This window comes from Ruegeria sp. A5, assembly GCF_056543005.1.
This window is the reverse complement of the sequence record NZ_JBQGAV010000018.1, coordinates 1-15,228: the sequence shown is the minus strand read 5'-3', so window position 1 is coordinate 15,228 and position 15,228 is coordinate 1. Positions and strand designations below refer to the sequence as shown.

At 52.7% G+C, this 15,228-nt stretch carries 9 protein-coding genes and 1 pseudogene; 5 read left to right on the top strand and 5 right to left on the bottom strand.

Annotated elements, in window-relative coordinates:
* Positions 1 to 784: 784 nt before the first annotated feature.
* The 5 genes from ACR0AY_RS21045 to ACR0AY_RS21025 all read left to right on the top strand — a co-directional run bounded on the left by ACR0AY_RS21045 (position 785) and on the right by ACR0AY_RS21025 (position 8,680).
* Positions 785 to 3,814: an autotransporter outer membrane beta-barrel domain-containing protein gene (locus ACR0AY_RS21045; protein ID WP_170516124.1), complete on the top strand. Its 3,030-nt coding sequence runs from the start codon at positions 785 to 787 to the stop codon at positions 3,812 to 3,814.
* A 687-nt stretch (positions 3,815 to 4,501) separates the two neighbouring features.
* Complete coding sequence (locus ACR0AY_RS21040) at positions 4,502 to 5,878, top strand: porin family protein (protein WP_170516127.1); 1,377 nt, start codon at positions 4,502 to 4,504, stop codon at positions 5,876 to 5,878.
* A gap of 220 nt (positions 5,879 to 6,098) precedes the next feature.
* Entirely contained in the window at positions 6,099 to 6,344 is a 246-nt protein-coding gene (locus ACR0AY_RS21035) for a hypothetical protein (protein WP_170516129.1), read from the top strand.
* A 105-nt stretch (positions 6,345 to 6,449) separates the two neighbouring features.
* Complete coding sequence (locus ACR0AY_RS21030; RefSeq protein ID WP_480454555.1) at positions 6,450 to 7,565, top strand: hypothetical protein; 1,116 nt, start codon at positions 6,450 to 6,452, stop codon at positions 7,563 to 7,565.
* Positions 7,562 to 8,680 (top strand): nucleotidyltransferase family protein, encoded by a 1,119-nt coding sequence (locus ACR0AY_RS21025; RefSeq protein WP_170637855.1) that lies wholly within the window; start codon positions 7,562 to 7,564, stop codon positions 8,678 to 8,680. Before ACR0AY_RS21030 ends, ACR0AY_RS21025 begins: the two co-directional genes overlap by 4 nt.
* A gap of 337 nt (positions 8,681 to 9,017) precedes the next feature.
* On the opposite strand, the gene ACR0AY_RS21020 is transcribed toward ACR0AY_RS21025, so the two are convergent.
* The 5 genes and pseudogenes from ACR0AY_RS21020 to ACR0AY_RS21000 all read right to left on the bottom strand — a co-directional run.
* Positions 9,018 to 9,599: a polysaccharide biosynthesis/export family protein gene (locus ACR0AY_RS21020; RefSeq protein WP_170516134.1), complete on the bottom strand. Its 582-nt coding sequence runs from the start codon at positions 9,597 to 9,599 to the stop codon at positions 9,018 to 9,020.
* Positions 9,600 to 10,246: 647 nt separating this feature from the next.
* Positions 10,247 to 10,768, bottom strand: a pseudogene (locus tag ACR0AY_RS21015) (glycosyltransferase family 2 protein); the annotation flags it as partial.
* A gap of 143 nt (positions 10,769 to 10,911) precedes the next feature.
* A complete protein-coding gene (locus tag ACR0AY_RS21010) occupies positions 10,912 to 12,153 on the bottom strand; it encodes a right-handed parallel beta-helix repeat-containing protein (RefSeq protein WP_170516138.1) in 1,242 nt (413 codons plus the stop codon).
* Between the two features lie 76 nt (positions 12,154 to 12,229).
* Positions 12,230 to 12,910, bottom strand: coding sequence for a sugar transferase (locus tag ACR0AY_RS21005; protein WP_170516140.1), 681 nt, complete (start codon positions 12,908 to 12,910; stop codon positions 12,230 to 12,232).
* Between the two features lie 851 nt (positions 12,911 to 13,761).
* A partial coding sequence (locus tag ACR0AY_RS21000; RefSeq protein WP_480454554.1) for an Ig-like domain-containing protein occupies positions 13,762 to 15,228 on the bottom strand: 1,467 nt, incomplete at its 5' end.

The window sequence follows — 15,228 nt, the reverse complement described above, 5'->3', positions numbered from 1 at the left end:
CCTCTGGGACGGTTACGCTCTCGAAATGACCACCTGACAGACGCAGACAAGACCGCCGTCAGCCGCGTGCAAACAAGTTGGCAATGCCCGCTCTGATATGGCTCAGCGACCCGCAACAAATTCAGGAGAAACTATCCTCTTTGAGCTTCCTATTTGTTTCTGCATTTGCATCAACTGGCGCAAGAACAGACTTAAGCCGTTTGGTCGTTCCCGGTAGGGTTCGGCGGTCGGATTCCAACGACCTTGCGGGACTATTGCCCGTGAAGAAAATTTCCCTTAACTCATTATAAAATATTGATTTTCTAAAACCTTGCAGAACGAGACACGGCACCATTGATCAAATTTGTGGGGCAGATTTCGCAACTCAGCAAATTGTTTTATGTTCAGACAGGCGCACAGCTTTCTCGCCCAAAAGCATTGACAACATACAGGACCTAAACCCTTAACATTTGGTTACTTAGCCAAGCTAGAGTGGCCAGAGTGGATTCTGCGGGCGACATCGTCTAACCGTGCCCTGGATCCGATTGGAAGACAGGTGACAGCAAACCCCGGCGAACGTTTTCCTGTGTCCGGGAAGCACAGGCAGCCGCTTTGGCAAAGTGTAGTTTGGAACGATGAAAAATTGCAGAATTGCAATTCAAGTTTCGCGAGAACCAGTGTGCAGAGTTGCCTCTGGTGGCTCGGGGCCCACTTCGGGTCATTGCGGGTAACCGACGGGAACTGTAAATGCAAAGTCTGCTCTGGTGCAGATGTAGTGAGTTGTAACAAGTGAAGAATTTAAAGAATGAGAAAAACTGAACGCCTGGCACGTCTCAAAACTTCGGGCCGCAAAATTGGCAGTTGCAAACGATCCCCACGTGGCCACTTCATAGCCGGGTTGAGCGATCAGACCTTATCGCTATCGCCAAGCCTCGGGGCCTTCGATGCCTATCCCAGGGTCGGTGCGGTGATTATCGGGTTGGGCTCGCTGGCAGTATTGTTCAGCAGTGATTTGGCCACAGCAGGCAATTGTATGGAAAGCGTCCCGCTATCGGGCAACTGGAGTTGCAATTCACCTGCAAACCCCGCAACAGACACCACTCAGAACCTTACGCCCGGTGCAATAGGCGGCGGATTGAACGTTACAACGAATGCCGGCTTTGGCATCACGACGACGACGGGAAATGCGTTCACACTGGAAAACACCGGCGCTGCTACGGGCGATATCGTTTTTACCGATACAAATGGTTCTGCGATAGCCGGTCAACTGAGCGGATTGGCTGTAACCAACCGCGGCACCGGCTCATTGCAAGTTACGTCGAATGGCGCTGTTTCAGGCCAGCAACAGCACGGCATCTGGGCGGGAAATGCAACGACAGCAGCCAACCTTTCTGTAACAACCGGCGACGTTACCGGTCTCCGCAGCGCGCTTCGGGCACAACATGATGGAACAGGCGCGCTGACGATAGACGCCAACGGCACCATAGTCAGCCGCAACCAGCGAGGAATTGACGCCCGGACTGCGAACAGAGCCACCGGTGGAACGAACATCTCGACAATGGACGTAACAGGTGCCACTGATGGGATTTTCGCGCGCCATCTTGGAGCAGGTGCGCTGCAAATTACAGTAGTTGGTACAGTTTCCGGAACCGGCGTCGATGGCATTCGGGCAAGTAACGCCGGGCAGAGTTCGGATTTGACGATTTCCGCCAGAACTGCAAGCGGCGCACGAGACGGTATCTCCGTGATCAACAATGGAAGTGGTGCTCTGTCCATTGGAAGTGCAGAAAGCGTCTCGGGAAACACCGGCAGAGGGGTCGACGCACGGAATGCTGCCACAGCTACAAATCTGACAGTTTCAGTTCGCAACGTTTCTGGTGGATCAGAAGGGATTTTCGCGCAAAACCTTGGCACCGGCACTTTGTCCATAACCACAAACGGCAACGTTTCCGGCGGTACCGGCTATGCTATTGATACAGAAACAAACACAGGGGCGCGGACCGAAATTGCGCTCAATTCCGGGACAAACGTTTCCGGGACCTCCGGCCTCGCAATCCGCAACAACGGCGGGGACTCCGTCACGACGCTGAATTCCGGGGCCAGTGTGAACGGCGTAGTGCAGCTAAATGCCGGAAGAGACGATTTTGTATTGGCCGGCGGGGCATTGGGCGCCAATACAATCCTCTCTGGCGGAGACGGCTTTGACACTGTTTTTCAAACCAACCAAAACTATGATTTGGTCGGAAAAAATATTCGTAATTTTGAATCTTTTGTCGCAGACGGAGGCCGCCTTTCGTTCAATGACAACTTTGTCGCCATAGGCGACGGGTCGGCATCAACCGGGCTGTTCCTTCGCAACGGGGCGATCCTGAACGCCGGGACTCAATTTGCATTGATGGGCAACCTTAACCTCAGCAGCGGCGTGTTCCAGGCGGCCGGGGGTGGATCGGGTGCATACACAGTTTCCGGCAATGTGACCAACAACGGGACCATAACCACCCAGGACGGCGCTGTGGGCGATCAGATTACGATACGCGGGGACTATGCCGGCTCGGGCCAAATTCGCCTGGACACGTCTCTCGCAGGCCCCGGCGCGACTTCTGATCGCATCGTTATAACGGGGAACGCATCAGGCACCGGAACTGTGAATGTACAAAATGTTGGTGGGCAGGGTGACGTCACCCAGACCGAGATCGAAGTTGTTACCGTAGCAGGTGGATCCACCGCGAATTTTACACTTTCGGGCGGAAACTTCGTAACGCCGTCTGGTGAAGGGGCTTTGATTGCCGGTGCCTATGTCTATACCTTAAGACAAAACAGCGCCGGTAACTGGAGTTTGGTTTCAGGGACCGGAAATACACCTTTCTTCCAACCCGCGATCCCGGTTTATGAAACCTATGCGCGCAACCTTCAGGCGTTGAACGCGTTTCCGTCGCTGAGGCAAAGAGTTGGCGATCGGCACGAAAGAGCTCTGGCAAGCATGAATTCGGCCGATGTCGTAGACGATATCGATTCCGGCTCGCCGCTGTGGGTGCGCCTTCAGGGCTCGGACCTGCGTGTCGATCCACAAAACAGTTCGACGAACGCCCGCGCGGATATTGATGTCTTCAATATCTCCGGCGGCATGGACTTCTTGTTGCTCTCGGGTTCGAACGGATACCTCGTCGGAGGCCCGACTCTCGAATACAGCAAGGCAGACAGTTCTGTAAGCTCAAGTTTCGGGAATGGCCGCATCGACACCACCGGCTACAGTTTCGGCCTCGCCTCGACCTGGTACGGGCATTCTGGCTTCTATGTGGACGGCCAGCTGAAATACAACTGGTATGACAGCGACCTGACATCGGACTCTCTGGGTGAACTGATCAACGGGAATAACGGAACCGGCTACGGCGCTTCGATCGAGCTGGGCAGGACATTCGAGACTGGCAACCGTTTTAGCATCACACCGCAAGCACAGCTTAGTTACACTTCGGTTAACTTTGACAGCTTTTCCGGCCCAAATGGAGAGCGGGTGGACCCCACCAGCGCCAAAAGCACTCTGGCCCGCCTGGGGATATTGGCCGAGTATCAAAGTGGAAATGATCAACAGCCGGGGTCAATCTACGGGCTATTCAACCTCTATCACGAATTTGAAGGGAACGCTCAGGTGTTTGTATCCGGAAGGGAAATTTCCAGTGACCTCGACGCGTGGGCCGCAGAAATCGGAGCCGGTACTTCATATGCATGGAATCCAACAGCCAGCGCATATGGTGAGATCAGCTATGCCACCGGATTGGAGGATTTCGGGGATAGCCGGCGCATCCAGGTAAATTTGGGCATCAATGTTCTCTTCTGAAACCTGGTGGGGTATCCCTTCAAGGTATCGTAGAAAAGCGCGCCAGGGTGACCGTTTGTGCCGCCTCATAAGGCCTTCTCCGTTCGGGTGGCAATCTGACCTATTCCCCAAAAGTCCAAGAGCTTGGCTGCACTGCACACGGCGGTGAAATCATTCCGGGGTAATTGATACTGAAACGTCAATTCAGGCGCACAAGTCCTGCGCGAGAAGCAGCAGAATGAAATCCGGATTGCGCAGTTTTCGGGCGACTTTCCAGTCGCTGGATTCACCCTTTACTTGAACGAAAACCATATCTGAATTGCATGCTGAAATTGGTGCCCGGCAAGAGCGGTGTATCAGATGCTCCACGGCGCTCTGAAATACCCTCTGTAATTCGGTCGCCTAGGGGAGCTTGCAAACGATCTAACTCATGAACATAAAAGGGTTTTCAACCTTTCGGTCAAACGCCTGACCCGGTAGCGCCACCTACCCTTACGCTCACCCGAGGTTTCAATATGTTGCAAACTCAATACGCCATGCAAAAATTATATGGCGGGCAGTCTTTATTGAAGACGAAGCAGCTGCAAAGCCCTAGTCTGTGGATCAATAGGGTGAAATGATAAAACCCCGCATCTGGTGGGCATCCGGGACAAAAGCTGCATTGAGCAAAACACTGCGGCATAATGATAGAAATAAATTGAGGCCATAGTGGGACGGTATCTGATCTATCGCGGCTTTCTTGCTGGTGTGTGTTCTGTCTTTTGCGGTATGCCCGTCGCTGCTCAGGAGGGCGGGACGCAGGTAGTTCTGGGCTTTAGCCAACGCTTTGTAACCGACGACAATCTGGATCTCGATCCCGTCAGCCTTGGAAGAACGACATTCGCCGAGACCGGTCTGTCCCTGAATTTGAACCGCGAGACTCCGCTCGACAGGTTCAGTTTTGGAGCATCCGCAGTGGTGCGAGCGGTGGATGGTCCAGGTGCGCAATCGGGGCTCGACGATCAGCGGCTCGATCTGACCTACGGTCGGCAAGGCGCGAATTCCGGCTTCAGCTTCAGCGCCGGATACCTTCAGTCCAACATTGAATTTCTGCGGCCCCTTCAGGACTTTGAAACCTCCGATGGCGAAATATTATTGCCGCCGGATCTGGACGATCTGAACGGGACCGGGAACCGGGAACGCTTCAGAACCGGAGCGGGGCTTGAACTTGGGCGAGGAGGTCCATTCGAAGCCAGATTCGCGGCGGAATACCTGGCGCTGAAATACACTGACACAACCGACCCCGGGTTGTTTGACAATGAACGCACCAATCTGGGCGCTGATTTTGGCCTGCGGTTGTCGCCAACGGTCACAGGGACTTTTGGTGGCGCCTATCGGCTTTACAACGCCGACGATACTGAAGACACGCGCCGGGAAACGGTCAGAAACTATATTGGCCTGAACTACGCGATTACTCCGATCTGGAATCTTGATGCGCGCTTTGGCTATGCCACCATTGACACCCGTGAATTTGGCACCACAACGCGGTCGGATGGACCCGAGGGCCTGGTTCGGTTGGTCAGAGAGATGCCCAATGGATCAGTCAGCGCCGAGGCCGAGCAATATGTTACCGAAGACGGAGAGATCCGGACGCTTAGTGTCGGACGTTCCTTCACTTTGCCCACAGGGGATTTTGCGGCCTCCATCGGCGTCGCCGATTCCGAATTGGATCAGTCAGCAGTCATAGGATCACTCAACTGGCGTCAGGAAACGGCGCAAGGGGAGTTCAGCGCCTTGTTCCGGCGCTGGGTTGAATTTGACGAAGAAAAAGGCAACGTCCTAAGGACCGGACTGTTCCTAGGATACAATTATCAGATCAACAGCGTATCAGGCATTGTTTTGGACGCGGGCTATACGATCAGTGAAGAAATAAACAACCAGATCGACCGGGCCGACTTTGTTGCCGCGTATCAGCATTCAATTACAAAGGACTGGGCCGTTCGCACAGGTTACAACTATCGCATGCGCAAAGAACGCGCGGAACCGCGCGCCAATTCTCATTCCGTGTTCGTTACGCTGGGACGAGATTTTATGATTCGGCCCTGACATTTAGGATTTCCCTCACAGAGAATCGCGTGGATCAGCCAATTTTCCATCGGATCGGGTACATATTTAGTCAAGGCGAGCTTATTCGTTGCCTCAAATGCAACAGTAAGCGCTGTTAGGTTTCAATGTTGAAACTTTTGATGGAACTTAGAGTTACTTGCCCGAACCCCCAGAAATTGATATGATATTTGACGGTATGTTAGTAGTGAAGGTAACGGGTATGGACGAGAAACAAGACGTTATCGAAGACGTTGAACGTCGCGAGGTGATGTCAGCAATCCTGAAATATTCTGCGGTAGTGGGCGGCGCTTCGACGGTGGTGCTATCAGCGTCCGACGCGGTGGCTAAATCGGCGGCCAGTGGCTCTCCGAAAAAGAAACCGAGAAAATTCAAGAATCGCTGGGGCAAACCTAGGAAGTACTGGCGTAAACCCAAGAAACGGACGCGCAGATCGCGGTTTTGGTAATATCTCGCCAAAGCGGCCTTTCTTAGAGATCTAGGTTTTGTAAATGCAGGCCCCGGTGCTTTCCGCAATGGAGGTTAGGGCCTGTATCTATCGGAATTTGTTAAATTGATTGATCTTGGTGAGATCCGATACCCCGCCTCGAAGCTGGAGGTTGTTGATGTCGGTAAATCCTTCGCTATGCACTCACCAGCCAGTGGATCTATAGTCCTGACCAACATGTTAGGGCGTGCTGTGCTGGACGAAATTCTATACGGTAATGGCCCCGGAGGTTTAGCGGAGGACGAGGCCAAAGCAATTTCGGCAATTGTTGATGACTGGAAGAATGCCGGTTTGTTTGACGATAGACCGCGCCCTTTCCCGCGCCCCCCTCTGGAAGTCCGGGAGGCGATTACCCAGGCTGTGAGTTACAGGTCAGCGAAGGGTCAGTTCAGCGTTGAAACGGACAGCCGGAAATTGACGAGGGAACTTGATGAGATTCTGTTTTCCTACAGTGATGACGCGGGCGAAGTCGGACCCGCTAAAACGTTCCGCTGTGTGGCTGACAAAAGCGGTCAACTTGCGCTGAGTTTTCAGGGCAAACCAATTTGGAGTCGAACAGACCGGGACGAGGCCAGATTTCTTTTGCTCAAAGAGGCGGCACAGGCCTTGTGTGGCGAAAGTGAAGTTGGGGCAGTTTTACATGGTTCCGCAGTTTCTGGCCCCTCAGGAAAGGTTCTGGCGTTCATTGGCGAAAGTGGCCAGGGCAAATCGACCCTGTCTCTGGGGCTCGTGGCCAATGGCTGCCATTCTCTTGCAGACGATCACATCCCACTCGCATGTGACGGGCGTTCTGTTCTCGCGTTTCCCACTGCCGCTGCTGTCAAATCCACCGCATACAACCTGCCAGAAATTCGACAGCTGTTTGGCCGATTTGAACATCACAAAAGCACCAGAGATGGCGTTACTTACATCCACTTGCCCACAGGTTCCCCCGCTGGTGCAAGCAAACCGATCAGCGCTGTGATCGTTCCGCAATATATGGCCAGCACAAAACCGGGCTTGGAACGCGTGTCGCCGGAAGAAGCCTTTGCCACCTGCATTCGGTCAGGCGCCCGCCCCTGTCGCGCAAGTCCGCAAATCAGCTCGATTTCAACGCTTTGCAACACAGTGCCATTCTATCTCCTCAAGTTTTCGTCGTCGTCTCAGTCGATTCCCATTTGCCTCGACCTTCTGGCAAAATGAGGGATGTTGTCGGGCAAATATCGGTCACGCACACAGCGATCCTGCTGTTGACCCGCACCTACTTCTCAGGGCAGCCGGATGAAGGCCTGGTGACCGCGCTCAAACACGCGCGGCCCGAGCACCTGGCAAGAGTGGCTCAAAACAACCACGTCCACGCGCTGGTGGGAAAAGTTCTGGTTGAAAACCAGGAATTGATCAGCACCGTCCCGCGGGACCTTTTTCTCTATTTCAGGTCAATGCACGAGGCGAACGCAACGCGGCTAACACAAGCGAAACAGCAACTATACTCAATCCACCAGGCCCTGTCACAGGCCGATGTTCCGGCAGTGGTCATGAAGGGTGGAGGTGACGCGTTGGACCCCCTGCATAAAGACTCTGCAATTCGCTTTGTCGGCGATCTTGATATTCTGATACCGCAGGAACTGGTCGGGCCGGCTAAGGATGCATTGCTTGGCATTGGCGCAGAATCTCCGCCCACCGCCACCTCCTCCGCAAATTCGGATCTAAACTGGCGCGGTACCCGTATCGTTCAACATCATCTTCCGAAAATTATCCACGCGGACTGGGAGCTTCCGCTAGAGTTGCACACAGCAGTTGGCCGAGGCACGATGGATCGTCTATTACCGGCACGCGACGTTCTTTCCCGTGCCCAAGAAACGTCCCTGCCTGGCCTTTACATAATGTCACCTGAAGATCGCGCGTGCCATCTGATATCCCACACTCTGTATCACTACGGAACCTTCGATCTAAGGTCTTGGATTGACTGGACCAGCTTGCGTAGCAGATGCGATATTAAAAAAGTGAACGCACACTTGACGCAATTCGGGATGGAGACTGTCGTCGCTGAATTCGAGGCTATGGCGACTTACCTGACACAACGAGCGCAGAAAGATACAAGTATCTGCGATAACCCCCATGTGGACGAAGCCATATTGAGGTTTGGCAGCACGCGAAGTCGAAAAATACAATACGCCCCACAACTGATCGCCCGAAAATCCCGGGCATTGTTGAGGTCTCCCGAGTATCGGAACCACATCCTGAAGCAGGTGATCCACCTCTCCTGGTGGCGAGATTTCTTCAGAACTCATGCCACCATATTCAGGAATCTAAGGTGAACCCCTGCCGAGCGCATCAGAACATCTGACAAGCCGTTGGGTATTGGTCGGGCCGATTTTGACGTTCTGATGCGATGTATTTCGCCATTGGTTATGCAGCTAAGCTAGTGTCGCAATCGTTCTGGTGATCGAAGGCGGCAGCTTTTGCCTGGCGATGGGTTGAAGCGGTTGGTTCGTGGAGCCGAACCCTCTTCTTGCCAGCAAGATGCCTAAACGGCAACATTCAAACCGACGATGTTCGCTGGCCAGTTCGCGCAAACGATTGCGCAGCGCCTCATCAGCCTGTCTCAACTTCTGGTACCAAAAGCAGACTTATGGAGGTCCGCCGATAGGACTCTTACTCAAACAGGCGGCGCTGCGGCACAACGATCACATCACCAGGAGCCAGAACAGTGTTACCCGACAGACCTCCGCTGTTTGTGCGGTAGTTGTAGATAAACGTGTCGCCTCCCCGGCGAAGTTGAATGCGTTTGTCCGCTGCAAAACGGGTCAACCCACCCGCTTCGGCTATGGCTTGCAGAATAGTAGTGTTTTTGGTCGTTACCAACTTTCCCGGCGTCGCGATTTCACCGATGACGTAGATATTCTTGGTCGCCGGAGCCGAGAATGTCGCCGCAGGCGAAATTCCGACAGCCCCTACCGAGACAAACACGGTAGGAGGAGATGCAAAACTTGGGCTCAGGGCCTGAGTCAAATCTTTTCGAACCTGATCAACCGTGCGCCCACCGGCGGCAACGCTGCCAGCTAGAGGAAAGTTGATAGACCCATCCGGCAGTACAAGAGTATTCCGATTGAGGGTTGGGTCCTCAAGAACTTCGACATTCAAAGAATCGCCTGACTTGATCCGGTAAGTTCCCTGTGCCTGAGCCGAGGCAACAAACAGCAGCGCGGTAACAAATCCTAATAGAACCTTAAACATGGCTGGTCCCCACAAGGGTTATTGTTGAAACAATAGTTTAGCGCGTCTCCGGCCTGTTTGTAAAACCTAGAATCCTTTCAAGTGCAATCTGCGTCCGAACCGCGCAAAGCAGCTCAACTGTTTCCATATTTGCATGGTATTGTTTCCGATTCTAACGGCGAGATACCGGCTTTGAAATCCCTCAACGCAGGTACAGTTCCCGCCGATGGTCGTGTTGAACACACACTGCCGCCACCAAGTCAGGTGCCTGATCCAGCTCCTCGCGGTCGATTCCTTATCAACCTGCGAAGTTTGGTACGGACCCGACGGTTCATTAGCGTGAGTAGCGCCCCGAGACGTTGCGAAAAAGGAATATCTTTGACCAAAAGAACAGCCTTGGTGTATTCGGCAACTCCGCTTTTTAAAAAGTAGTTGTAACTTCTGGACTTTTTTTGTCCGGCCGGGCGGCTGGTCTTTGCCTCAGGATCAAACCACTGCAAGACCGCTTCGTTGGTCGTGTTTGCCCGCCTGGAGCTTGTGTCATGCATACGGCGAAAAAACTGGGGTTCACAATCTATTCGAACGATTGGCCCGACCAGTGCGCATTCCGCCAGAAAGAACAGATCAGAACTGACATAGCTGCCGATCAACCGCGTTTTCGAAAGCGATTCCCGGCGAAACAAGCCGTAAACTTCTATCATCGCTCCGTAGGAATCCAATGTTTCAATCAGGCGGTGTGAGGCTTTACCCGCAGTCGTCTCCACCACCCTTTTGGGCCGTTCGAGAACGTTATTGTCTTCGTCAATGAACTCAAAGGACGGAAAGACAATCGCGGGATCATCAACGCGAGCTTTGTACGCATCAAGACACCGTGACAAAAATCGCGGACCGATAAGATCGTCATGGGCCAGCCAGTGAAAATATTCACCCGATGACGCCAGAAACGTGTAGTTGTAGTTCTTTGCCGCGCCTATGTTCTTGGGGTGGCGTACATATTTTATTCGGGAATCCGCGCTCGCAAATGACTTGCAGATTTCCTGCGTCTCGTCCCCCGAGGCATTGTCGGAGATGATAAGTTCAAAATCCTCGAAATCCTGAGCCAAAACGGATTCAATCGCGTCTCTCACGTATTTCGCGCCGTTATAAACCGGCAACCCAATACTAACTTTCGGAGAGGTGTTTTCAGACATTGTGCAATTTCGCTAGTTGTGTGCTCTGTTTTTGCCCGCACCCAACCTTGTGCCAGGTGACCACAGATTGCACTTCAGAAGAGTTCTTCGAGTCCCAGCGCCCCAAAAAGACAGACTCCTGCCCGGGTACCCGGGTTCTATCGTCATTGAAGATCTGTATCCGGCTCCTGTTGCCAGGCCTGATCTACACGCAAATCCAGCCTCATTTTGGTCACGTAACTGGCACCTATATTTTGCGTGTTATCGTTCAAACGGTGCCAGTCGGTCGGCGCATTTTTGTTAAGAATACGCACTTCGGTTCTAACATTATTAAACGTTACATCTGACCAGTTTATGTCGTAGCCGTCCTTGACCAGAAATGCAGTGCCCACATCCTCGAACGTTGAATCAACAACGACGATACCGTTTGGAATGAAATCATCGGCAACTTCAGCCGTCACCTGACCTGTGAAATCTCTGAAAGTTGTGACAATTGCATTGCCGGACCCAGTGATATGCGCCCCTTCCACACGAATATCGCTGTTTACGTCCGGGCGGCCCAGGTCGTTGCTATCGTGGACTAAGGTCTTAATATCCATTGCACTCGCGTTGCCGTAGAATCCGGAATCCTTGACCAGCGCACCCCTGAACCCGCCCGTCGTGTCGATTCCATCCCGGTTATTCTCCTTAAAAATACTCTCAATCACTCTTGGACGAACAATATTGCCATCGATCGTCTTTATTCCGTCACCAAGGGCTTCTTCGAAAAAACTGCGGTAAATCAAGGCATCGGCGACATTCCCACCAAGAAGCAAATGGGTGCGAGCACCGACAAAACGCGTCTCCTGGACAACCAGATTGTTGCTATTGTGAACATTCACGAACTGGCCGATGTTTCCTGAAAATGTGTTGTTGGTGAGCGTCACGTTATTTACGTCATGAATACCCACTGCCCGTGCCGGGTCAAAATCAACCCCACGCACAGCGTTGAGACCCTTATAAGTGGTTCTCGGCGCCCCGCTGGCGATGATCGTGACATTGTTTAGAGTTCCCCCGTCGCCCATGAAGATCATGGCGCGGTTGCTGGAGGCAGTGTCTTGCATGTCAAAACCACCACCGTTCTCTGCCGTGAGTGTGAAATAGTCAGGCAACTGGATTTGCGCCCCGGCACTCAGACCGTACATCTGGTCGAGAACCAGCGCGTCACCGGGTCGCGCCACCTTGGCCACGAACTGGGAAAATTGCGCGGTCACATCCTGACCGGGCTTCCAGTTTAGATTGCTGGAGTAGAACAACCGCCCTGAGTCTCCTGAGTTTGGTAAAGTGACCCCGGGCAATACGCTGAGAAGTACACCAAAAACCGCAGGTGTCGAAAACAACCAACGCAAACTGCTTTTCATCTTCATTAAATATTTATTCCTAATCGCAAGAGGCACCCCCACTCTGCCTACCAACTAAACAAGAGGGGGTGCCTTATGTCTATTAGGAATCCGCGTGCGGCACACAAATGACCGTGAATGTTTTGGCGATTACGCGCAAATCAAGCTTCCAGCTCATGTTGCGAATATAGTGGGCATCAAGCTCAGATTTCCGGCGTACCATTTCGATACTTTCCGTATATCCCTGAGTGATTTGTGCGTATCCGGTCACTCCGGGTTTTACCGCCCAACGCGCCGAGTAATACGGAATCTCAGCTTGATACACACTCTTGAATTCGACCAGTTCAGGACGCGGTCCCACAATGCTCATGTCACCATTAAGAACATTCAGAAGTTGCGGAATTTCGTCCACCTTCGTGCGCCGGATCCAATAGCCAAGCTTTGTAATGCGGTGCTGTTCAAGCGGATCGTCGGGGCCGCGCTTGACAGATTCAACTGCGGTCATCGATCTGAATTTGAACATGACAAATTCTTCGCCGTCTTTGCCGGTGCGCCGCTGTGAAAAGAACAGAGGCCCCTTATTCCAAATGGGATTCAAGACAATCAGCAATCCGCAGATCACCAGAAACATGGGCAGCGCCAAAAGGCACAGAACCACATCAAAAACACGCTTCGACGCGAGGAACGTCTTTTTGCTCTGCGCCCAGTTGCTTTTAGATGAAGATAGCCCATAACCCCCGTCTGGCGATGCGCCTTCCAGGAAACCGGTTGGTGAATCTTTCATAACCTCCCCCAATACCACGTACTCTCAATACACACGGCTCCAAAATTCACTCGAAGCCAACTACACCCACCTCACAAAAAACTATGAGGAACTCGAAAAACGCTCACCCCTATCAAACATTACCATCGAATTGGTAGTGCTCATTGTTAATTACAAATTAAGTTATCAGGTCGAACTCGAAATTGAAAGCCAAGAAACCGGGTTGCTGGGAAAAAGGACATTCAAAAAACCCTTCAATGACCACTTCAACGAGATGTCATTCACAATTATTTGAAAGAGGCATTTTCGGCGAAAGCAAAGACAATTCTTATGATTGACAACTCCAAAGGTGCTACAATTTTATGGAGAGCCCTCGGTTGACCAATACACTAAGTGTTCAGTCCCGGCATCTTCTGAATCGGATATAGGTGAAACGATCTGGCTCAGATGTCCGGATTTTGCAGATGTATTTGTAAGGGGTGGGGACCGGCGTCATTTTCAAACGCGCGCGTAGGGGCCGTCGTCCAACGGTAGCAAGATGCGCCTTCGAAAGGTGATTGATATTGGCTTCCTTTTCTTCGCTGGGAACGGTCGGACGCGGCTCTTTTCGGGCCGGCCCTGTGATCCTCGACCGTCCGTCGCCTGCGCCTACTTGTGGCGACAGTTTTGAATTGATGCCCAGTTCCCGACTCAGCTTCGCAATCAAAGCCTGCGATCGTTGTATTCCTGCGCCCCCCCTCGTGGATCATGCTTCGCATGACACTCGCAGGCAGTAAAACAAAACTCCTTGGGCCTACGCAAACCTCCTCTTTTGGAAGCTTGAAACAGAACTTATCCCGAACGGCCACAGGCCTAACAGCGACCGCAATAAATCAGGCTATCATATCGACGAAGACAAAGACGTTTTCGTTAAGCGAAAGGCCATAAGTGTTCGCCAGAACACCAACAAGTTCATCCTCTTCTCCCGATGCGCCCAACTTCCAGATCGCGGTGCCATTGGGTAATCCCGATACGTTTTCGGACAGGCTGTACTCCGCGGCAGAACCATGTAGCTGCACCTGATCCTCACTTGCCTGGAAATCAAAGGCGTATCCATAATCATCGAGGCCCGCGCTGGTCGTACCATCATCATAGTAAGCGCTGGTCGCGTCGCCAAAGATGAAGACATCCGCGCCGGCATAACCTTCAAAAATATCAAGCTCTCCGCGCCCCGGAGTTCCCGATCCCGCATCAACCGCTGAAAGCAGATCGGCACCGTCTGTTCCCTTCACGATGTCGCTGCCGGTGATCTCGGTGACGTTGATATCATGGAAGGTCACGTCGTAATAATGGCTGAGCAGCGCGAAACTGCTGGTTATCGGCTCATCCGCTTCTATAACGCGCTGGAACAGCCAATCTGTGGGTTCCGTTGTGCCGACCTCCCACACTTTCACGCTATACAGCCGGTCAAGGACGTTCGCTTGCTCCACACGAATGGAAACGTTGTACTCGGTTCCCTCTTCGAATTTGGTCGGATAATGGCCGCCATCGGTGAAAAAGCGGAAACGCCCCGTCGGGTCATCATTGTAGTAGAGAAGCCATTCCGATGGATTGTATCCGGCCTTTGGCTGCCAGTTGGGCAGCGGATCATCCGTATGCCCCTCCCACCAAACACCAAATCCGAACACACCGCCATCACGCCCCCGGGGATCCTCTGAATAAAGATCATGCCCGGTGAACGAGAGGTCGACTTCATAGTAGTCCCAGCTGTTGTCGCCCAGAAGAACAAATCGATCGTATCCGGTTTCCTCGAGCCGAAGACCATCATTCGTAACGGCCCATTTACCGTCTACAACCTGCACGACATCCTGAATATTCGTAACTGAACTCCAGTCGATCGAATAATTCGCATCCCAGGTATTGCCGCTTTCATACTCGAGAGTGACCTCCTGAGTGTAAACAGACCCATCATTGTAACGCGCGATAATTGTCACCACATCGTCAGTGGCTGTCCCGTCAAGGTCATCAAAGGCGATATCAACATTGAAATCACCGTTCTCCTGAAGGCGCCGGGTGTCCGGCCCCAATTCAAGCGTTCTTTCGGAGCCGCCGTTCAGCGTATAACTCAGTGACGCGATATTGGTGGTATCAACATTTCCAAGCACGTTAACCCAGGTCTGCGTCTCACCAAGCGACCCAAAGCTCTGCGTGTTTCCGTACCAAACAGAGATTGGGCTGCCGACATTCACATTCGCCGTCGCGGTGGTGATGTCGGTGCCGTCGCTGATCGTGTAGGTGAAACTGTCGGACCCCGTATAGCCCGCGTTCGGCGTATAGGTGACCGTGTTGTCGCCGTTGAT